Source organism: Streptomyces sp. NPDC001204, assembly GCF_053598035.1.
In genome coordinates this window covers 179432-200332 of sequence record NZ_JBSFJL010000001.1, presented here as the reverse complement: position 1 = coordinate 200332, position 20901 = coordinate 179432, and the positions used below count along the sequence as shown (strand labels likewise).

General features: G+C 69.8%; 18 protein-coding genes. 8 read left to right on the top strand and 10 right to left on the bottom strand.

The features are described from left to right. The first annotated feature begins 31 nt into the window (after positions 1-31). A complete protein-coding gene (locus ACWC91_RS00920) occupies positions 32-1627 on the top strand; it encodes a Na+/H+ antiporter (RefSeq protein ID WP_225075517.1) in 1596 nt (531 codons plus the stop codon). Positions 1628-1907: 280 nt separating this feature from the next. On the opposite strand, the gene ACWC91_RS00915 is transcribed toward ACWC91_RS00920, so the two are convergent. Beyond that, the gene (locus tag ACWC91_RS00915; RefSeq protein ID WP_225075518.1) at positions 1908-2825 is read right to left on the bottom strand and encodes a 1-aminocyclopropane-1-carboxylate deaminase/D-cysteine desulfhydrase; all 918 of its coding nucleotides are present in this window, start codon (positions 2823-2825) and stop codon (positions 1908-1910) included. A 222-nt stretch (positions 2826-3047) separates the two neighbouring features. Between ACWC91_RS00915 and ACWC91_RS00910 the strand changes: the two genes are divergently transcribed. From ACWC91_RS00910 to ACWC91_RS00900, 3 genes are all read left to right on the top strand, one after another. Beyond that, positions 3048-4454 (top strand): family 2B encapsulin nanocompartment shell protein, encoded by a 1407-nt coding sequence (locus ACWC91_RS00910; RefSeq protein WP_225075519.1) that lies wholly within the window; start codon positions 3048-3050, stop codon positions 4452-4454. Positions 4455-4581: 127 nt separating this feature from the next. Beyond that, positions 4582-5748 (top strand): family 2 encapsulin nanocompartment cargo protein polyprenyl transferase, encoded by a 1167-nt coding sequence (locus ACWC91_RS00905; protein WP_450640521.1) that lies wholly within the window; start codon positions 4582-4584, stop codon positions 5746-5748. Positions 5749-5922: 174 nt separating this feature from the next. Then, entirely contained in the window at positions 5923-6564 is a 642-nt protein-coding gene (locus tag ACWC91_RS00900; protein ID WP_281157028.1) for a GNAT family N-acetyltransferase, read from the top strand. 19 nt (positions 6565-6583) lie between these two features. On the opposite strand, the gene ACWC91_RS00895 is transcribed toward ACWC91_RS00900, so the two are convergent. The 6 genes from ACWC91_RS00895 to ACWC91_RS00870 form a co-directional block, all read right to left on the bottom strand. Next, positions 6584-7009 (bottom strand): VOC family protein, encoded by a 426-nt coding sequence (locus ACWC91_RS00895; RefSeq protein WP_281157027.1) that lies wholly within the window; start codon positions 7007-7009, stop codon positions 6584-6586. A 40-nt stretch (positions 7010-7049) separates the two neighbouring features. Beyond that, positions 7050-7460, bottom strand: coding sequence for a helix-turn-helix transcriptional regulator (locus ACWC91_RS00890; protein ID WP_225075523.1), 411 nt, complete (start codon positions 7458-7460; stop codon positions 7050-7052). Positions 7461-7846: 386 nt separating this feature from the next. Beyond that, positions 7847-11500, bottom strand: a complete 3654-nt coding sequence (locus ACWC91_RS00885; RefSeq protein WP_450640522.1) for a hypothetical protein — start codon at positions 11498-11500, stop codon at positions 7847-7849. Between the two features lie 139 nt (positions 11501-11639). Further along, positions 11640-12002 (bottom strand): ASCH domain-containing protein, encoded by a 363-nt coding sequence (locus ACWC91_RS00880; protein ID WP_450640523.1) that lies wholly within the window; start codon positions 12000-12002, stop codon positions 11640-11642. After that, positions 11999-13114, bottom strand: a complete 1116-nt coding sequence (locus tag ACWC91_RS00875; protein ID WP_450640524.1) for a hypothetical protein — start codon at positions 13112-13114, stop codon at positions 11999-12001. Before ACWC91_RS00875 ends, ACWC91_RS00880 begins: the two co-directional genes overlap by 4 nt. After that, the gene (locus tag ACWC91_RS00870) at positions 13111-13611 is read right to left on the bottom strand and encodes an ATP-binding protein (RefSeq protein WP_450640525.1); all 501 of its coding nucleotides are present in this window, start codon (positions 13609-13611) and stop codon (positions 13111-13113) included. The genes ACWC91_RS00875 and ACWC91_RS00870 overlap by 4 nt, the downstream gene beginning before the upstream one ends. 68 nt (positions 13612-13679) lie before the next feature. Here ACWC91_RS00870 and ACWC91_RS00865 point away from each other — a divergent pair, with 68 nt between their 5' ends. Then, positions 13680-15053 (top strand): helix-turn-helix domain-containing protein, encoded by a 1374-nt coding sequence (locus ACWC91_RS00865; RefSeq protein ID WP_450640527.1) that lies wholly within the window; start codon positions 13680-13682, stop codon positions 15051-15053. After that, positions 15050-15868: a class I SAM-dependent methyltransferase gene (locus ACWC91_RS00860; protein ID WP_450640529.1), complete on the top strand. Its 819-nt coding sequence runs from the start codon at positions 15050-15052 to the stop codon at positions 15866-15868. The genes ACWC91_RS00865 and ACWC91_RS00860 overlap by 4 nt, the downstream gene beginning before the upstream one ends. Positions 15869-15870: 2 nt before the next feature. On the opposite strand, the gene ACWC91_RS00855 is transcribed toward ACWC91_RS00860, so the two are convergent. Beyond that, the gene (locus ACWC91_RS00855; RefSeq protein ID WP_450640531.1) at positions 15871-17004 is read right to left on the bottom strand and encodes a hypothetical protein; all 1134 of its coding nucleotides are present in this window, start codon (positions 17002-17004) and stop codon (positions 15871-15873) included. An 87-nt stretch (positions 17005-17091) separates the two neighbouring features. Between ACWC91_RS00855 and ACWC91_RS00850 the strand changes: the two genes are divergently transcribed. Together ACWC91_RS00850 and ACWC91_RS00845 are read left to right on the top strand one after the other, a co-directional pair. Beyond that, positions 17092-17757 (top strand): hypothetical protein, encoded by a 666-nt coding sequence (locus ACWC91_RS00850; RefSeq protein WP_450640532.1) that lies wholly within the window; start codon positions 17092-17094, stop codon positions 17755-17757. Between the two features lie 84 nt (positions 17758-17841). Beyond that, on the top strand, positions 17842-18375 hold the full coding sequence (locus ACWC91_RS00845) for an SMI1/KNR4 family protein (protein ID WP_450640533.1): 534 nt from the start codon (positions 17842-17844) through the stop codon (positions 18373-18375). Positions 18376-18424: 49 nt separating this feature from the next. On the opposite strand, the gene ACWC91_RS00840 is transcribed toward ACWC91_RS00845, so the two are convergent. Further along, positions 18425-20107: a relaxase/mobilization nuclease domain-containing protein gene (locus tag ACWC91_RS00840; RefSeq protein WP_450640535.1), complete on the bottom strand. Its 1683-nt coding sequence runs from the start codon at positions 20105-20107 to the stop codon at positions 18425-18427. Next, positions 20097-20672: a hypothetical protein gene (locus ACWC91_RS00835; RefSeq protein ID WP_450640545.1), complete on the bottom strand. Its 576-nt coding sequence runs from the start codon at positions 20670-20672 to the stop codon at positions 20097-20099. Before ACWC91_RS00835 ends, ACWC91_RS00840 begins: the two co-directional genes overlap by 11 nt. Positions 20673-20901: the final 229 nt, after the last annotated feature.

Below are 20901 nucleotides of genomic sequence, written 5' to 3'. Positions count from 1 at the left end.
ACGGGCGACGAACGATGGGTGGGCGAGGAGCATGGACGTAGTGCCGCTGCTGTTCCTGGTGGCGGGAAGTGCCGTGGTGGCCGGGGCCGCCCGGCGCACCCCCGTGCCGGCGCCCCTGCTGCTGGTCGCGGTCGGACTGGTGGTCTCCTACCTCCCCGGGGTCCCCGCCTACGCCCTCGACCCCGGCGTGGTCCTGCCCCTGCTGCTGCCGCCGCTGCTGTACACCTCCGCCATCGACAGCTCCTACCTCGACCTGCGCGCGCAACTGCGGCCCGTGGCGTTGCTCTCCGTCGGGTACGTGCTGTTCGCGACCTTCGTGGTCGGCTGGGCCGTGTACCTGCTCGTGCCGGGACTGCCGCTGACCGCGGCGCTGGTGCTGGGCGCGGTGGTGGCGCCGCCGGACGCGGTCGCGGCGACGGCGGTGGCCCGCCGGGTCGGGCTGCCCTCGCGGATCACCACGATCCTCCAGGGCGAGTCCCTGCTCAACGACGCCACCGCGATCACCGCCTACCGGGTGGCGCTGGCCGCCGCGGTCGGCGAGGGCGCGACCTGGGCCGGCGGCGTGAGCGAGTTCCTGGTCGCGGCGATCGGCGGCGTCGGGATCGGGCTGGTGCTGATGGCACCGCTGCACTGGCTGCGCACCCACCTGAAGGAGGCGCTGCTGCAGAACACGCTCTCCCTGCTGATCCCGTTCGTCGCCTACGGCGTCGCCGAGCAGGTGCACGCCTCCGGCGTCCTGGCCGTCGTCACCGTCGCCCTCTACCTCGGCCACCGCGCGTGGGAGGTCGACTTCGCCACCCGGCTCCAGGAGGACGCGGTGTGGCGGATGGTGGCGTTCGTCCTGGAGTCGTCGGTGTTCGCCCTCATCGGGCTGCAGCTGCCGGTCGTCCTCAAGGGCCTCGGGGCGTACTCCGGGCCCGAGGCCGCCTGGTACGCGGTCGCCGTCTTCCTGGTGGTCGTCGTCACCCGGTTCGTATGGGTGTACCCGGCAACGTTCCTGCCCCGGCTGCTGTCCCGGCGTGTCCGGGAGCGCGAGGAGAACCCCACCTGGAGGGGCGCGATGGTCACCGCGTGGGCCGGGATGCGGGGCGTGGTGTCCCTGGCCATCGCGTTCTCGATCCCGGTCACCCTGCACGACGGCACGCCCTTCCCGAAGCGCAACCTGCTGCTGTTCCTGACCTTCACGACGGTCATCGGGACCCTGGTGGTGCAGGGACTGACGCTGCCGCCGCTGATCCGCGTTCTGAGGTTCCCCGGCCGCGACGCACGGGCGGAGACCCTGGCCGAGGCGAACGCGCAGGCGCAGGCGTCCCTGGCCGCCGAGCGGCGCCTGGACGAACTCCTGGCCGACGAGCGCAACGCCCTGCCCCCGCCGCTCGCCGACCGGCTCCGCACGGTCCTGGAACGCCGCCGCAACTCCGTCTGGGAGCGGCTCGGCCAGGTCAACCCGGTCACCGGCGAGTCGGTCGACGACACCTACCGCCGGCTGTCCCGGGACGTGATCAGCGCCGAGCGCGAGGTCTTCGTGCGCCTGCGGGACGGCCGCTACATCGACGACGAGATGCTGCGCACCCTGCTGCGCAGGCTGGACCTGGAGGAGGCGGCCGCCTACCGGGAGGCGGCGTGAGGGGGCGGGCGGGGGCCTCCGGGTCGAGAGGCCGGGTGGTGGCGTCCGGGTTGCCGGGCAGTGTGGTGAGGGCGGGGTGGGGTCTCCCGGAGGCCGGGTGGTGGCGTCCGGGTTGAGGGTCTCGGGTGCGGGGTGCGGGGTGCGGGGTGCGGGGTGCGGGGTGCCGGGTGCCGGGTCCCGGGGGCGGCTCAGGCGGGCGCGGGGTGCGGGGGTGGTGGCGGGGTGGTTCGGGCGGGTGCGGGGGTGACGGCCGGGTGGCGGCGCCGGGTTGACGGGCGGCTCAGGCGGGTGCCGGGAAGGGCCTGCCCGTGACGACCGCGGCGATGGTCGTCCCGCGCGGGAAGGCGCCCTCGCCGGCCAGGGCGACCAGGCCGTACAGCAGCTTGGCGACGTAGAGGCGCTCGACGGGGACGCCGTGCCGGGCGGTGAAGTCCTCGGCGAAGGCGTCGAGTTCGGCCGGGACAAGGGCGTAGCCGCCGAAGTGGAAGCGCTCGTCGAGCGACCACGTGCCCTGGCGGGCGCCGAAGGCCCGCTCCTGGAGGGCCTCGATGTCCGCGGCCAGGAAGCCGCCCCTGAGGACCGGTATGCCCAGGGCGCGCCGGCCCGGTGCGAGCCCGGCGGCCAGGCCGGCCAGGGTGCCGCCGGTGCCGCAGGCCAGGGCGACGACGTCCGCGTGCTCGCCCAGTTCCTCGCCCAGCGCCCGGCAGCCGCGTACCGCCAGGGCGTTGCTGCCGCCCTCGGGGACCACATGGGCCTCCTCGGCGCCCGCGGCACGCAGCAGGGCCGCCAGCGTCCCGGGTTCGGCCTTGCGGCGGTACGTCGACCGGTCGACGAAGTGCAGCCGCATCCCGTCGGCCACGCAACGCGCCAGGGAGGGGTTCAGCGGGCGCTCGGCCAGCTCCTGGCCGCGGACCACGCCGACCGTCGGCAGGCCCAGCAGACGGCCCGCGGCGGCCGTCGCACGAAGGTGGTTGGAGTAGGCGCCGCCGAAGGTCACGACCGTCCGGCCGGCCGCGGCCCGCAGGTTCGGGGCGAGTTTGCGCCACTTGTTGCCGGTCAGCTCCGGATGGATCAGGTCGTCGCGCTTGAGGAGCAGCCGCAGGCCGCGACGGGTGAAGCGATCGTCGGCGACCTCCTGGAGAGGCGAGGGCAGCCGGGGGGACAGCGCGGCGAGGCCGGGGGCGGCGGAGCTGGTCACCCGGCCATTGTCCCCGCCCGGCCCGGACGGTGGCACGGCCGCCGGGGTGCCGCGAATCCGCTGGTCACGGAAGGGGAATCCGCCATTTCTGCCCGGGGCGGCGGTGATCCATTCCCGCTCTTTCGGGTAATAGCACGACCACGCTCCGTGCTGGAAGGCTGGCGCACGCAAATCGATGCACGGCGCCGAGCGTGCCGGGCATGAGCGGGAAGGCAATTCTCTATGTCGGTAGGCGAAGAGGTCCGCACGGAGCAGGACCGGCCGCAGCAGAGCCTCGGCACCGCGGCCGCGCGGAACCTGGCCACCACCACCAAGTCGGTTCCCCAGATGCAGGAGATCAGCTCGCGCTGGCTGCTGCGCATGCTGCCCTGGGTCGACGTGCAGGGCGGCACGTACCGGGTGAACCGGCGGCTCACCTACGCCGTCGGCGACGGCCGCATCACCTTCGTGAAGACCGGCGACCGCGTCGAGGTCATCCCGGCCGAACTCGGCGAACTGCCGGCACTGCGGGGCTACGAGGACGACGACGTGCTCTCGGAGCTCGCCCAGCGCTGCCGCCAGCGCGAGATCGAGGCGGGCCAGGTGATCGCCTCCTTCGGCAACCAGACCGAGGAGGTGTACCTGCTGGCGCACGGCAGGGTCCAGAAGGTCGGCACCGGCCCCTACGGCGACGACCAGGTCCTCGGCGTCCTCGCCAACGGCGCGTACTTCGGTGAGCAGTCGCTCCTCGACCCGGACGCCATCTGGGAGTACACGGCCCGCGCGGACACCGCGTGCACCGTCCTCGTGCTGTCCCGCCACGACTTCGAACAGGTCGCCGACCGCGCCGAATCGCTGCGCGCCCACCTCCGGCAGCGGGTCTCGATCCCCGAGCAGGGCGCCAACAAGTACGGGGAGAAGGCGGTCGAACTCGCCGCCGGACACAGCGGTGAGCCGGACATCCCGCACACCTTCGTCGACTACGAGGCCAGCCCCCGCGAGTACGAGCTGAGCATCGCGCAGACCGTTCTGCGCATGCACTCGCGCGTGGCCGACCTCTACAACCAGCCGATGAACCAAACGGAGCAGCAACTCCGGCTGACCGTCGAGGCGTTGAAGGAGCGCCAGGAGCACGAGCTGATCAACAACCGCGACTTCGGCCTGCTCCACAACTGCGAGTACGACCAGCGGATCCACCCGCACGACGGCGTGCCGAGCCCCGACGACATGGACGAGCTGCTCAGCCGGCGGCGCGGCACCAAGCTGTTCCTCGCCCATCCGCGCGCGATCGCCGCGTTCGGCCGCGAGCTGAACAAGCGGGGCCTGGTCCCGGAGACCATCGACATGGGCGGCAACCGCATCCCCACCTGGCGCGGTGTGCCGATCTTCCCGTGCAACAAGATCCCGGTCACCGAGGCGCGGACCAGCTCGATCATCGCCCTGCGGACCGGCGAGGACGATCAGGGTGTCATCGGGCTGCGCGCGAAGGGCATCCCCGACGAGATCGAGCCGAGCCTGTCCGTGCGGTTCATGGGCATCAACGAGCAGGCGGTCATCAAGTACCTGGTGACGGCCTACTTCTCGGCGGCGGTGCTGGTGCCGGACGCGCTGGGCGTCCTGGAGAACATCGAGGTCGGCCGTTGGCGCTGACCACGCGCGCCGGCTCCCGGTGTCCCGGCCCGCCGGGCCGGGTACATCCGGGGGGTAGGTGCCCAGTTCCGGCTGCGGGAAGCGCCACCGTCCGCGGTCTCTTCGCGGGGGATCGGATGCGGATCGGATGGTTGAGTTCATGACGGAGACGACGCGGCGCCCGGCCGGCGTGCCCCGCCCCGCCGGGGCCAGGTGGCCGACGGGAGCCGGCTCCGCCGAGGCCCTTGTCCGGCCCGCCGCCGGCGGTGGCACGGGCGGACCGGCAGCGTTCGACGGGCACGACGCGACGGTGATCCTCGAACGGTCCCGGGCGTCGGTCGAGCCCGAACTGCGGGCGGCCGTCGCCTCCCTGCCCGCCTCGATGCGCCGGATCGCGCGCTACCACTTCGGCTGGGAGCACGCGGACGGCAGCCCGGCAGCGGGCAACGGGGGCAAGGCCATCCGTCCGACACTGGTCCTCACGGCGGCCACCGCGCTCGGCGGGCCACCCGCGCGGGCGGTGGCGGCGCGGGCCGCGGCGGCGGTGGAGCTGGTGCACAACTTCACGTTGCTGCACGACGACGTGATGGACCGGGACGCCACCCGACGGCACCGGCCCACGGCGTGGACGGTGTTCGGCGAGAACGACGCGATCCTCGCCGGGGACGCGCTCCAGGCCCTGGCCCTGGGACTGCTCGCCGAGAACCCGCATCCGGCGTCACCGGCCGCCGCCGCCCGGCTCGCGGCCTGCGTCGTCGAACTGTGCGAGGGCCAGCGGGCGGACACCGCCCTGGAACGGCGCGCCCCCGGCGAGGTCACGCTCGCCGAGGTGCTCGCCATGGCCGAGGCCAAGACCGGCGCGCTGCTCGGCTGCGCCTGTGCCGTGGGCGCCCTGTACGCGGGAGCGGGGGAAGAGGAGGTCGGGGCGCTCGACGCGTTCGGCCGCCAGGCGGGGCTCGCCTTCCAGCTGATCGACGACGTGATCGGCATATGGGGCGATCCGGCCCGCACCGGGAAACCGGTCGGCGCCGACCTCGCCGCCCGCAAGAAGTCCCTGCCGGTGGTCGCCGCGCTGACCTCCGGCACCCCGGCCGCCGCCGAACTGGCCGAGCTGTACGCCCGGCCCCACCAGGAGGGGGAGGAGGAGCGTATGACGCTGGTGGTGGAGCGGGCCGGCGGCCGGGACTGGGCACAGGCCCAGGCGGCCGACCGGATGGCCCGGGCCGTGGACGACCTGGCCCGCGCCGTACCGGATCCGGCGAACGCGGGCGGCCTGCTGGCCCTGGCCGAGTTCGTGACCAGACGCACCAGCTGACCTCGCCGGGAAAGTCCCCGGAGCCACCGGGCCCGTACGGCTCCTGACCCCGTACGGCCGCCGGCGGCTCCGGTGCGGCGGGCCCCGCACTGCCCCACGGTGTGCGGGGCCCGCCGCATTCCCTTAGGCTCAACTCCCGTAAATCGAACGGGACTTGAGTCGAGAGGGCGGAAGATGGGCGTGGGGATCCGAGCGGCGGGGGAAGACGACCGGCAACTGGTCGTGCGGCTGCTGGACGAGGCATTCCAGGACGATCCCGTGAGCGGCTGGGTCTTCCCGGAGCGGGAGTACCGCCGGACGACCCACCACCGGCTGATGGCCGCCTTCACCGACATCGTGCTCGCCGAGGGCCGGATCGACGTGACCGAGGACGGCACGGCGTGCGCGCTGTGGCTGTCGATGCCGGCGGCCGACGGCGACGGTCCGGACGGCGGGGACGGCCCGGACGAGGGCGACGAGGCCGACGACGCCGTGCGGCTGCGCGAGAGCGTCGACCCGGCGAACGCGCGGGTCGAGGAGATCGCCCGGCTGATGGCCGAGTCGCATCCGGCGGACCGTGCCCACGAGTACCTGTGGATGATCGGCGTCGCACCGGCCCGCCAGGGGGAGGGCCTGGGCAGCGCCCTCGTCCAGCACGTCCTCGACCGCTGCGACCGCGAGGGCCTGCCCGCCTATCTGGAGGCCAGCAGCGAGCGCAGCACGAAGCTCTACGAACGCCTGGGCTTCACCTACGCCGACCGCACCCTCGACATTCCGGACGGCCCCCGGATGTGGCCGATGTGGCGCGAACCCGTCACCGGCAGGGACAGGCCCTGACCCCGAGGACCCGCCGGGCTCAGGACCGCTGGTCCTCCGACCGCTCCAGGAAACGCAGCATGTTCCCGGCCGGATCGCGGAAGGCGCAGTCGCGCACCCCGTACGGCTGGTCCATCGGCTCCTGGACGACGTCGGCGCCGTACTCCTGGACGCGGGCGAAGAGGGCGTCGCAGTCGGCGGTGGTGAAGATGACCCCGCGCAGCATGCCCTTGGCCAGCAGCCGGGCCATGGCCTCCCGGTCGGCGGGGGAGGCGTCCGGATTCGCCGCGGGCGGCTCCAGGACGATCTCCACGTCCGGTTGCAGCGGCGACCCCACGGTGACCCACCGCATCCCCTCGAAACCGACGTCGTTGCGGACTTCCAGCCCCAGCACGTCGCGGTAGAAGGTGAGCGCCTTGTCGTGGTCGTCGACGGCGATGAAGCACTGGCGCAGTTTGAGGTCCATGTCCTCACGCTAGTGCCGTGACCGGAAAGGTTCACCGGCTTCAGGGCGCGGGCGGCGGTCCCGCTCGTCTGGGGCGGGTGAAGGTCCGGGCCACGCAGGCCGGGATCGCGGCGCTGTCGTCGTGCGACCGCGCCCGGTAGGCGCTCGGGGTCTCGCCGACGATCTCGGTGAACCGCGAGCTGAAGGACCCCAGCGACGTACAGCCCACCGCCAGGCACACCTCCGTCACGCTCATGTCGCCCCGCCTGAGCAGCGCCTTCGCCCGCTCGATACGCCGCGTCATCAGGTACCCGTACGGAGTCTCCCCGTACTCGGCCCGGAAACTGCGCTGGAAGTGCCCCGGCGACATCAGCGCGGTCCGCGCGAGCGCCGCCACGTCCAGCGGCTCGGCGTACTCACGGTCCATCCGGTCACGGGCCCGCCGCAGCCGCACCAGATCCTCGGGCGTCACTTTGCCAGCATGCCACGTCGGCCACCGGCCACGCGGGCGGGAGAAAAGGACCGCACCCGGGCCGCGTGGACGCCGTGTGCGGCGTTTCTGCGGGCCGGGTGCGGGCCTGGGGACCGTGTGGTCGAGGAGACCGCGGGTCGGAAAACGTGACCGAAGGTCAGGCCTTCTTGGTCTCCTAGTAATGGGCCGAGTCGGTGACCTGCGGCGATGGTGGCCGCAGGCCGCTGACCTGGCCTTTTGCTGTTGGCTGGCGACGGGGTGCGACGGTCCTGATCGGGTGTCCTGCGGACTGTGTGCGGACTGCTCGGACAGTCGAAGATCCGCTTCGGATGAGGCTTCCTGCCGCTGGACGTTGAGGGGCCAGAAAGAGAAATCCTGCTGGAGTACTAGCGAGCGCGGCGCTTGGATCTTTTGCCGTGCCGAGTCTGTGCCGCAGCCCATGCCGTCAGCTGGTGGATGGCCATGACTGGTACGTCCGATGTCAGGACGCGTGACGAAATCAGGTCGCGGCTGGTGACCACGACGGGGGCGACAGTCCAACCTCGGGTGTCGGTGCTGTTGGTGAAGTGGTTCAGTGTGGGGGCCAGGTGGGTGCGGATCCATTGGGCTCGTCTTGCGATCTTGAAGACGGCGCTCTTGTCTCCTCGCAAGAGTGCATCAGCTTCGTTGGCCAGCTCAGAGGGGTTCCGGGCCATCTCGAAGTCCTTGGATTCCACGATGAAGATGATCCTTTGATCCAGGTTGATGCCCAGGGCGTCGATGTCGCCGAGGTCGTCTCCCTGGGGTGACATGAGACGTCGCCCTGCGATCTTGCCCACGCTGTGGGCCGTGATGGAACAGCCTGCGTCAGCCAGGGCTCTTTCGGATTCTTTCTCAAACTCCTTGTTGTGGTCCTGCCGGATGGACCCCATGAGCTTCTTCATTGTCGCCGAGGTGGCTTTGAGCCTGCCGGAATACACGAGGTCGACCCAGTAGGGGCCCGTGCTCCATACGTGCCTGGGTGCCCATGTCAGCACATCGCCGTCCACTCCAGTCAAGCGGACCAGCGGACGTCGTGTGTAGGACCATTCACGGTTATAGCGCCAGGGCCACGCGTCGGCGCCCACGGACAGGAACTTGGCGCGTGGGCGCAGGCTAAGGCGATCGAGGAAGGCGTGTGCTTTGTCGTCGGCCCAACCGAGGGCAGAACCAAGGTGCTGTTGGACGCGGGTGACAGGGAGGGTGAATGGTTCGTCATCGCACGCTTCATCGCCCAAAGCGATGATCTCGCCCATGCCGTGAGCGAGTTCGGTTAGGGTGAACCCGAATTCGGCGAGCATGGCTTCTTCAACCTTCATAGAAGGGGCTGCGGCCGTGCGGGGCGCCGAAGGGGCGGAAATCTGGTCAGCTGTTGCCATGGCTGCGCGGGCTCGGTCCAATGCCAAGGCATCGGTTCCCGTTTCGTACTGATCACCGCGAGAGACGCCGAGCCGGCCCGACTCCAGTAGGGACAGCTGTGCGGTGGAGAAGTCGTGCCGGATGGCATCGGACAGCGTGGCTCGAGAGATCAGGTCAGCGGCGATCGCCAAGAGTGTGTCGTAGGTGTCCAGGGTCAGGGGTTGGTCGCCTGAAGGTGGGGTAGCGGCCGCGTACTCGATGAGGAAACGGCTTGCCTGCGCGGCGGCCACTCGTTTTCTGCTGTCCTTGGCGATCTGTGTGGCGGGCTGGCTGGATGTTCCGAAACAGGCGAGTCTGGACCGCAGGACCTGATCATCGTGAGCCTCTGCGCGGATGAGCGCCTCGTGCCGTGCCATGAGCTGGTTCATCAGACCTTCGGGGGCCAAGCTGGCGATCAGGTCCTGAATGCGCTGGAAGTAGTGTTGGACTGTCTTGTTGAGCACATCAAGGCGTTTCTCTTCTGAGACGATCCCCTGCGGGATTCCCTCAGCGGCGAGCCATTCACCCAGTTTGTCCAACATGACTGCGGATACAGCTGGCTGCACAAGTCGGGCGGCAGGTAGCCGCCCTGGGCGCAACAGCATCGGTCGGGCTTGTGCGTGCAGCATCTTCTTGTGGCCGACAGGAGCGAGACGTTCGACAAGGTCGCTGACCACGAGGTCGCTGTCGTTGCCAACCATGGCTTCAGTCAGGACCTGGACGATCACGCGGTCGGCGCTGTTGTCCTCCACCAGGAGGGAAGCTACGCCGGCGGCCAGCAGCTCAAGGTGAATGAGCCCTGCGCTACGCGCTTGCCGCGCGATCCAGGGGGCCTTCTTGCCGGGCTGGGTGACATGTCCTGCCAGAGCCTTCAACCAGGCGTCCGCGTTGTCGAAGGACACCGTGATCCGCACACGTCCCAGGTCGTCGGCCATTGCGAGTAGTTCGTTGGGCGCCGCGAGCGAGACCTGCCAGGCCCAGTAGGCGACTGCTTCGATGACCATCTCTTGGAAGGATTCCAGGGCATCTGCCGTGTCCTGACTAGGTCCGATCCAGACCTGAAGGCCGGCGGTTTCAACAAGCAGTTCGTCTTCTGGGACAGTGGGATGTGTCCGGTAGATCGGTGCGGTGTCCACGCCGTAGAGGGCGAGAACCGGAACGAGAGCAGGGCGGTGAGGGCTGGCAACCACGTGATGGTCGTACCGCTGGTGGGCCTCGACTCGCAGCGCCTGGCTGAAGTCGGAGTTGACCATAACGGCGTTCGGCCTGCGCTCATCCGACAGGTAGTAGCTGTACTCGTGGTCACGGTACATGCCGTAGTTGTCGAGCGTGCCGAAGGAGTGGACCATGGCGTCGGCGTGCAGCTTTTCGTCCGCTTGAGCGAAGCGCCACAGAAACAGTGGGTCCGTGCCGTCGAGCTCCGCCATAACGCGGAGGTCGTCGACGGTGGTGGCGAGACGAGGGCCGACTCGTGACGACTTGCGAAGGCCGAAGAACGAAGAGCGCCCCAGACCTTGGTTGATGATGAGCCGCAGGCAATGCGCGTCATCCTGTAGAGGATGGACTCGTGTTTCGTGCAGTTTATGCAGCTGTTGCATGACTCCGGCAGCATGCCAGTGCCCGTAGGGGGTCTGGGCATCGTAGTCAGACAGGTCATCGGTCACGACTGCCAGGTCGAGGCGCTTGTCATCGGCGAAGGCGAACTGGCGGCGGCTGATCTGCGGATCATCATCGACTTGTGCCGCCGGGGGCAGCGGCGTTGCCCCGCAGCCGATCAGGATTTCGGTGGCTTCGTTCAGGACGCATGCACGTACGAGCTGGACAAGCTGGGGGCCGCAGCCATGTTCTGTGGCGAGGACGAGGAGACGATGGCGCAGGGTTGCGGACAGTTCACCTGGATTTGCGATGACCACGGTAGGACCGACGGTCAGCAGCGGCGTGAGAATCATTCCGTCGTCGGGACCGAGCTCCGCTGTGAAAGTGTGCGTGCCTGGTCGGACACTCAGGCTGTCCAAAACCTGCAACGTTTGCGGCGGCGCGATCCGGGACAGGGCGGCTTCGTCGAAGGTGACGGCTTCGCATAGCGCGCTCAGCGCATGCTCTCCTGGTACGAATACCTCCTCCCTGGTCGCTGTAGGCGGGATGACACCACGAGCGAGCCCTGCACGGAGAAGCGCCGTGTTGCTCAGGCGTAGTACCACCTGGACCAGCCGGCTTGCCTCGCGCCGGAAGGTGGCGGGAAGCGTCTTGCCCTCCGGCCCGAAGACGCTGCGCAGGATCAGGCCGAGTGTGTACGCCGACCTTTCCGTCAGCCCCTGGGCGACTAGGTAGGGACCGCCGTGGAACGGCACGTCTGCTGTGTACAGGTCGTTGTATGGATCTTCCTGAGATCGGACCGCCGCACTGCCGATCACCGGATCCTTCAGCAGTGACCGGATCCTGCTCGGCGACAGGCGAGGGGCTTCAGGACGGCTTGGCAGGCAGGCGCCGACAGCAGCAAGCCGCTGCAGCCTGACCAGGCAAGGGATGTTCTCGGGAATCAGCTGCAACGCGGCGGCCGATCGCACCAGGGAAGGACCGTCCACCGTATTCCACGGCTTTGCGTCAGAAACGAACTTTGTCACGGCCGCTCCTCTTCCAGTGCCCGGAACGCTCCTGTTACCGAGGCCACACGGTGACGCTACCGGCCTCCACTGACAGAGCCCGTCAGACGAAGGGAGGGCACTACGGCTGGCTGGCGAAGAAGCCCCTTCGTCTTCCCGCTCAGTGCGCCCTGTTGGACCCAGAGATCTCGATGGCGAGGGCGCCGAGGGCTTCCTTCTCGGGGCCGTAGATCGTGCGGATGTTGGCGAGTTGCTGGTCGCGGGTGGCAGTCGGGTTGACGTTGGACGGGCCCTCGCCGGCGAGGAGGGCCTCGAAGTCGGGGTACTCGGTGACGCGGAGGATCTTCACGTCGCAGGTCTCGTCGGTGCCCTTGATACGGAAGCGGATGGTGTCGCCGGCGGCGAGGTCGGCGAGGTGCGGGTACTTGACCCGCACCTCGATGGTCTTGGTGCCCGCGGCGACGAGCTCGAAGTACTGGCGGTAGAGGTTGAGCTCGCGGACGCGAGCGGTGCGGTTGGTCATCGGGAGGTAACGCTCCTGGGGGATGGTGCGGTGATCAGGCGGCCGATCTCGGCGGCCGAGTACGAGCGGAAGAAGTGGCGGGGGTCGGAGAGCAGGATCTCGGTCATGGTGAGCAGCTGGTCGGCGTACTCGGTGACGGTGCCGGGCCACTGCCGGGTGTCGAGCATCCAAGGGGCGGCGCCCTCGGGCAAGGGGGCACGGCCTTCTCGTATGAGGGATTTCGACAGCTTGGCGCCGGTGTCGGTGACGACCTGGGGGCAGAACAGGCGGGCCGGGAGCTGGGCTCGGGTGAGACCCACGGCCTGGAGGGCCTCGTCGACGAGGTGGGAGCCGAAGACCCAGTCGCCGCCCTTGACCATTACGTGCAGGGTGCCCTGAGGGCTGGTCAGGGCGAGTTCCTTGACCAGGTTGCGGTAGAGGGTGGCCAGGTCGAGGTAGCCGCCGGCGGTGGGCGTGATGGTGACCTCGTACGGGCCGTGGTGGAGGCAGACGGCGGAGACTACCGCTGACTCGGGACCGGCGAGGAGGACCCGCGTGCGTGCGGCGTGCTTCTCGGCCCAGCCACAGTCGGGGTGCGGGCAGGGGACGCGGAGGTGCGGTGTGCCGGTGGAGGGAGCGAGCCACCAGCGGGCGGCGTCGATGCGGGGGAGGAGACGGAGCCAGGTGCGGCGGTAGTGCTCGCCGGCCTGCTGCTGGGTGTAGGTCTCGATGCGGTGCGGGATGCCCAGGCGCCTGGACAGAGCGGTGAAGAGGGGCTGGTAGAGGGCGGTGACGAGGTCGAGCAGGGCCTGCTCACCGAGGGCCTGGGCGTAGGCGCGTTGGTAGCGGTGGCCGCTGGCGGGGTCGGTGGCGAGCTCGTACGGGGCGTTGTCGAGAGCGCTGAAGAGCACCTCGGTGGGGAGGCCAAAGCGGTCGCGTAGGCGGGCGGCCATGGCGAAGGCCAGGGACTGCACGAGCGAGGTGCCGATGTGCGGGGCGCCGTTGATCTGGGTGCCGACGACCAGCACGATCCGCTCGGGCGGGGCAGCCAGGATCCGCGGGGTCAGGACGTCCTCGGCGTGGTGGAGGGCGTTGGCGAGAACGGTGTTCGGCGAGACGGGATGGGTGGTCACGAGGTGTCTCCCTGGGGGCCGGTGGTGTGGGGCGGCATGGGCGCGGCCCCGCTCGTGGCACGGTCGAATGCGGCCCAGACGCACTTTCCGGGGCCCGTTCGCTCCTTCACGCCCCAGCTGTCGGCGGTCGCGGCGACGATCAGCAGACCGCGACCGTCGACGGCGGATTCCTCGGGAACCCGCTGTGTCGGCCTGTTCTCGCCGCTGTCGTGGACCTCGATCCGCAGCTCCTCGTCGAGGGACTCGACGCGTACGAGGACCAGCCGGCCCACGGGTGCTCCGTGCAGCACCGCGTTGGTGACCAGCTCTGAGGCGCACAGTCGCATGTCTTCGAGGCGGCTCGTCTCACTCCACTCGGTCAGTGTGGCGGCGACGAAGTCGCGAGCGGTGCGCGGTGTGGTCCGGCGGCGGGGGAACAGCATCGTGCGGTGCCGACCCGAGGCCGGAAGGAGATCCGGGGCGGCGTCGGTCGCCTCGTTGGTGAGTCTGCTTGCCATGGTCAACAGCAAAGCGACTTAACTCATTTGGGTCGGGAGCCAGCACGGGGGCCAAGGCGGGGGCCACTATGGGGGCCAGAGGTCACATGTTCCTGGGGGACGGCATGGGCGACACCGGGATCGGCGCCTTGCTCGTCCGGCTGCGCACCGCGCGCGGCTGGAGCCAGCAGAGGGTTGCCGACGAGTACAACGCCCTGGAGGGGCGCTCCGCGAAGACCGGCAAGGAGATCGGGCGGTACGAGCGCGAAGCCCGAGTCCCTGTCCCCTACACCCGGAAGTACCTGGCGCAGGTCTTCAGCGTCGATGTCGCCGTACTCGACCAAGCCGTTGCCGTCAGCAAGAGGCAGCGGGACGGGGCTGAGGCCGCCGAGGTCGAGACCGTGCCGTCGGTGCTGCCGCCCAAAGACACTCACGTCCGTGGAGACCCGCTCTCCGAGGACGCTGTGCTGTCGGCCGAGTTCGCCCGCTTCGTCGCGCAGCGCAACGCCGACGAGTTCGTCGTCGAGCAACTGGAGGCCGACGTCGGCCGACTCGCCCGTACGTACGTCAGCCACCCGCTGATGGAGCAGTACGTCGAGATCAAGCGGTTACGGGACGGGGCCTTCGACCTGCTGCGCGGACGCCAACACCCCCGACAGACCACCGACCTCTACCTCTCCGCCTCTCGCCTCTGCGGCCTGTCCGCGCACGTCTGCCTCGACCTCGGCGACTACGACTCCGCCGCCACCCATGCCCGCACCGCACGCGCCTGTGCCGAAGCGGCTGGGCACGAGGGGATGCTGGCCTGGGTACGGTCCGTGGAGTCATTGATTGCGTACTGGACCGGGCGGTACGAGCAGGCGGCTCGGCTGGCGCAGGTCGGCCGTCGGCACAGGGCGAGCGGCAGCATCGGGGCACGGCTGGCGAGTTTGGAGGCGCGGGCGTTGGCGATAGTCGGCGACACGGCAGGTGCGCTCGCTGCCTTGTCGGATGCCGAACGATCTCGTGAGGCGATCTCGGGTCGGGACGAGGTACTGGGAGTCTTCGACTTCCCCGCGGCCAAGCAGTTCGCGTATGCCGGAACGACCCTCCTGGCCGTGGCCGGGCAGGAGCACGTCCACCGGGCCATCGTCAGCGCGGAGACGGCGATCCGCCTCTACCGCAGCGCGGACGGAGATGACCAGTCGGTCGGTGACCTGTTCGCCGCGCACCTCGACCTCGCACGCGGGCACCTGCTCCTGGGCGACCTGGACGGCACGGAGGAGATGCTCGGCTTCGTGCTCCAGTCCGCGCCGGAGCGCATGTCGGCCAGTATCGTGCGCCGGCTCACCGTTCTCGGGCGGGAGCTGGAAGGGCCGCAGTACGGTGGAGCCGCGCAGGCGGGGCACCTGCGCGACCGACTCCAACACACCTCCGCCCGTGCGTCCCTGCCCGCCGCCCATCCTTCGGAGTTGCCGACGTGACCGACCTGTCCGCCGCCCATGACGCCGCTGTCACCGACCGGGCCCGCTTGGCGGGCAGCGCCTACAACGGAGACCGGGACCTGGCCGCCCGGCAGTCGCTCTACCAGTGGCAGACACCCCGGTACGACCTGCCCGGCCTCGTCGCCGAGCGGCTGGGCGACGTACGCGGGCGAGTAGTCGACATTGGCTGCGGCAACGGCAAGTTCATCCAGCGGCTCCGTCAGGACCGCCCGGACCTGTCCCTGTTCGGCCTCGACATCGCGCCCGGCATCCTTGCCGGTGTCCCCGGCCCGGTTGCCGTGGCGGACGCCACGCGGCTTCCGCTGATGGCGGGCAGCGTCGACGCCGCTCTCGCGCTCCACATGCTGTACCACGTACCCGACATCCCCCAGGCGGTCAGGGAACTGGCCCGTGTCGTCGCCCGTGACGGGCTGGTGGTCGCCTCCACCAACAGTGACCGTGACAAGGCCGAACTCGACGACCTCTGGCAGCGGGCCGCAGGCGACGTCCTCGGCATCGACCGAGGCCCGGCCCGCATCTCGCTCAGTGCCCGTTTCTCCCTGGAGAAGGCCCCGGCCTTCCTCGGCGAGGAGTTCGGACAGGTGGAGGTCACCGAACTGCCGGGGACCATCACGGTCCGCGACCCCGAGCCGGTCATCGCTCACATGGCCTCTTATCGCGCCTGGTCGGACCAGCACGACGTGCCCTTCGACGCGACCATCGACCGGGCCCGTGCCCTCGTCGCCGACGACATTGCCCGCAATGGCGCGTACGAGATCACCTGCCTTGGCGGCATCCTCGTCTGCCGCCGGTGAGGTCAGCCCAGTGGTGGCCAGGGCCCGGCGAGCAGGCGTCCTGCCTCCTCGGTGATCTCTTCCGCCAGAGGTTCCCAGTCGCCGCGTTGGATCGCTGCCCAGTCGTTGTAGGCGTCGGTCTTGTCGACCAGGGGTCTGAGTGACTGTGGGTGGGCCAGTGCGCCCCATCCTTCGTACGTGATCAGGTCACCGCCGGCGCCGGGGTCCAGGCTGCCGTTCACGATCAGCTGGAGCCACCAGCGGACGAGTTCCCAGCGCGCCGCTTCCCACGGGAGGTCGGTGGTGTCGGCCGGGAGGTCCTGGAGCAGGCCAAGTTCGTCCAGCACCTGGCCGAAGAAGGCGTCGGCCTGCGCGTGCTCGGAGCGTGACAGGCCAGCGAGGAGGGGGAGAGACTCCGTCTCGACGTCGAGAACCAGGGCCGTGAGGCCGGCTTCGATGAGCTGCTCTGGGTGGTGCCGGCGTCCGATCAGGCGTTCCAGGGCCAGCATTCTGATGCAGCCGACTGCCTCCTGCGCGCTCCTGGCGTACGGCGTGAACGGCGTGGGCAGGGAGACGTCGATGCCCGGACCGCCCTCGACGAAGTACGACCAGAAGTCGACTGTCGTACGGGCGTGGAGGTCGCTCGATCGGCCGGCGAACTCGTGGTGGATGTAGTCGGCGAGGTCGTTCCCGTACAGGATGATGTCGGTCTGGTAGACGGACAGGACGGGGTGCCCGTGCTCGCCCGCCGTGCCGGGCAGGTAGCGGTGTCCGTAGACCGGGACCAGCTGCGGCACGCTCTCCAGCTCGGTCCTCGCGACGCGCAGTGCCTCGGATGTCTCCGCCGGCCTCGACGGCCAGGCGGGATGCCAGAACACGTTGTGCTCCACGTCGAAGAGCATGCCGTCCACCGGCCACGCCAGTCGCCCGGCCAGGTCCTCGGGGTTGCCGTTGCGCCAGTCGGGCCACCCCGGCGAGCCGTGCGGGAGGCCGGCGGAGAGGAAGACGCGGTGGTCGGCCGCGAAGGTGAAGCCGAACCGTGTCTCGACCGCGTCGAGTTCCTGCTCGGTGAGCCCCGGTCCGATCGCGGTTCGGAGCATGCCCTGAAGGGCACGGGCGGCGTCCAGAGTCAGTCGTGGGGTCGGCGGCGTGGTCACGCCTGCCAGCGTAGTGAGCGGTACGGCCGCACATGCCAGGAGGTTGTGAGCATGCTCTCCCCACGGCTACTGGGTAGCGTCCCTCGGGTGAATCTTCACCTCATCAACGATGTGCCCGACGGCCTGACCCGCCGAGCTCGATCCTTTGTCGCCGCGCATGGCATCAAGGTCGACGTTCGCCCCGTCGAGGGGCACAGACAGTGGTGGCTTGAGCGGGACATCCCAGCAGTGGTGATCGATCGCATGGCGGCCTTCCAAGAGCGATGGGGCGGTCTGCTCTTGCCACCCGCACCGCAGTACGACGGAGGCCCCAAGTACCTCGATCCGGACTCGCCCGAAGCAGACTCTGCAGGGTGGTGGTTCGAAGCTGGAATGCAGCGGACCGCAGTCCCCTACTCATTCATGATCAGTCCGTCTGGTGAGTTCGGTATCCAGGGAGATGAATGGGCGCCCCTCCACGCGACCATCGAGGGCTGGGTGGAGTCGCTCGCTTTGGCTCACCACGCATCCATCTGGGCAAGGCAGGTCACCAAGCTCGTCGGCGATGACGTCGATGGCATCGGCCTGAACGGCTATGCGTCGGTGCGCGAGGTGATGGGCCTGGCGGACACGTGGTGGAGAGGGCCCGACTCGCTGGTAGCCCTCTATAGCGGGGAGGCCACGGCGTTCGACTTCCCCAGGAGCCGCATCGCAGTGATCTACTCCGGCCTTGATGATTGGGGACTGCGAGGAGGCGTGGACGACGATGGCTGACCTTGTCGTTCAGCCTCGTTTCGGCTGGGGCGGATCTGGAGCAGGCGGTGCCGCCAAGCCCAAGCCGATCGCTACTCTCTTTGCATGATCGCGAACGGAGATCGCCAGTTCCCCGCCGCGCTTGCCGCTGCCATGGCGGTCCGGCTCGAGTGCATTGGCGAGGACGGTGTCGACTTCGAACCCTACGAGTCCTTTCTGACTGCTGATGAGACCACCGAGTGGTTCCGCGCGTGGACAGGCAACGGCGAGCTGGACGGCGACGACTTCCGTGTATTCGGCCAGGACGGCACCGGCGGGAACGCGGCGCTCTGGCTGGTTCGTCCAGGTTGGGAACTGGTGGAGCAGCCCATTGTCTTTCTGGGCTCCGAAGGAGAGACAGGCGTCGTCGCTCGCGACCTGGGTGCCTTCCTGTGGCTGCTGGCTGACGGATTCGGCCCGTGGGAAGCAGCCACCTCCTACGAGCCCGAGCCGGATTGGGCTCCCCGGGTCAATCGCGACCTGGCGGCTATCGCGGAGCAATTCGCTCCGGACCGCCGTGCGTCGGCAGCGGCGATCATCGCGCAGGCCGCACAGGAGTTTCCTGACTTCGACGACACCATCATGGAGCTCTGCCGTTGAGCTGGACCCGATGCCCCGCCACGAGGCGTGGCGGGGCATCTGACCAGGGTCAGCGGTGTCGACTGCGCTCTTCGGGCCTCATGGCCACTGGTGTGACCGGAGGGTGTGGCGTGGCGGACATGGCCGAGGTGCCGCTGGTGGTGCTTCGCATCCGAGCCGCTTGCGTCCGCCGGTTCGGCTGAGCGGTGATGCGCCAGTTGAGGACCTCGGCGGGGTGCTCGGCGCTGTCGAGCTCTCGTTGGGTGCCCACCTCGGTCAGGAGCCGTCGGGGGGTGTGGCCGGCGGTTTCGGCCTGGGCGAGGGTTGTGGTCAGGGCGGTCCAAGTGGGGTCGGTGAGGATCCGGTCGGCGTGGTCGGGGAGGGCCGCGCGAACGTCCTGTTCGAAGCGGCGGGCGGTTGCGGCTCGTGGTGCGCGGCGGGCCAAGTCCGCCAGGACGGGTGGGGCGGCCTGCTGGTAGCCCGCCTGGAGGTGGCGGAGGGCTTCTTCGGCCGCAGCGGCCTGCTGTTCGTGCCACTTGGCGGCGGCGCGGGCCAGGTGCACGGTGGCGAAGAGCAGGGCGATCGCGAGCCCGCCCGGCTCGCCGGAGGCGTAGGCGAGTTCCTTGGCGGCCTTGCGTAGAGCGGTGGCGGCCTGGTGGTCGGCGCGGGTGGCGGAGCGGCGGGCGCGGTTGAACGCCATCGCCGCGGCCCGCAGTTCCGCCCGGTGTGGGCCGGTCGTGGCGCTGGCGATGTTGTACAGGGCATCGCCGAAGGCGGCCAGGTGGCCCTGGACGGCGGCATCGTCACCGGAGTCGAGGACGGTGCGTGCCGTGTGTATGGCAGTGCTGGTCTGACGCCATGGCTCGGCGGGGTCCGCCACATACCGCGGGTGGTCGGCCACCTTCTGGTCGGGGAGGCGTTCGCGTAGGCGGTTGATGGAGAGGTCAGGGGCGAGTTTCGAGCCGCCGTACCAGACGGGTTTGCCGGCCGCGTTGGTGTCGCCGGGGGCGGCGAGGCTGTAGCCGATCACGTCACCGGTCTCGGGGCCGAGGCGCATCTTGACCTTGATGCCGAGTGACTGCAGCACGGTGAAGTAGTCGGCTTCGTTGCGTACGGCGGCGGCGACCGCGTACGCCTGCTCGCGCAGCCACTGCCGTGCCGTGACCGTCTGGCCCTGGCGCTCGGCCTTGGCGCGTTCGGCGCCAGTGGGGGTGCGGGGCGCGGTGAGGTCGCTGGACTTCAGGCGGCGCAGGCCGAACTCGGCTTCGATCTTGCGGCATTCGGCTTGGGCCCGCTGTCCGTCGCGGTGGGTGCGCGGGCGGCGCCCGTCGGCGCGGACGGTGGTGGCCATGATGTGAATGTGGTCGTCGGCGTGGCGCACCGCGATCCACCGGCATGCCTTCTCGTCGCCTTCGGGGGCGATGCCTGTGGCGTGAACGATGCGGCGGGCAACCTCGGCCCACTCGGCGTCGGTGAGGTAGCGGTCGCCGGGCGCGGTGCGGACCGGGCAGTGCCAGACGTGCTGAGGTGGCTTCTTGCCGCCCAGCTCGCGGGTGCGCAGGTCGACGTGGTGGTCGAGGCGCTTGGCGAGCTGGGAGTAGGTGGCTGCCGGGTCGCGGCCGGGGTCGGGGGCGCCGGCCATGTCCCAGGCGGCGACGATGTGAGGGTCGGTGTGCTCGTCTCGGCGGCCGGGGCCGAAGAGGTAGACGATCAGTCCGCGGGTGTCGGAGCCGGTGGAGACGTCAGGAACCATGCGCGGTGCCTTCCGTCAGGAGCTGGTCGATCAGTCGGTAGCTGTTCTGGGCCGCTTGTTCGACGCGGTCCAGCACCGCCTCGGCGCGCTCGGGCACGGTTCCTCGGTGGATGACTGCGGTGATCTGGTTGAGGTTCCTGCCGATGCGGTTCAGCGCGACTGCGTGTGCCTCGACGGCCTCGATCAGCGGGCGGACCGGGTCGTCCTCCGGGCTGCCGACCAGCCCTGCCTTGCCGAGGGCGACGGCGAGGGCGGCGTCCCCGACGAATCCGGCGAACTTCTGACCGCGCTGGTGAGCGGCGGCGCTGATCACGCTCACAGCGGTCCGCGTGAAGCGGATGGTCTTCTCCTGGTCGCGCTTCTCCACCGTCCGCTTGCGGTTCATCAGTGCGGGCAGGACGGGGGCATCGAGGTCCCGCCAGGAGAGCTGCTCGACGGGCGGCTGGACATCGGCCGGCGGCTGAGTGCGAGGGGCGACGGAGTCGGCTGCGGGCGGGCAGCTGGTCTCGGCTACACCCTCCTCCGGCTCGGGCGCCCCCTGGCGCTCGGCCTTCTCCTCCGCCACCCCTGGGGCGGGGGCAAGCGCGGACGAAGCCTCGTTAGAGGCTCGTTCGCTCCAGCTTGCTGCTGATCGGCGGGTCAAGCCGAAGAATCCCTTGAGGCGGTGGGTGGGGGCGTTGTCGGTGCTCGTTTCGGGCATGGTGGTGCTCCGGTGGTCGTGTGGGGTGGGGCTTCGTCACGTCCGTTGCATCCGTCCCGTAGCTGGTCAGGACAGGTACGGAGACGGTCGCAGG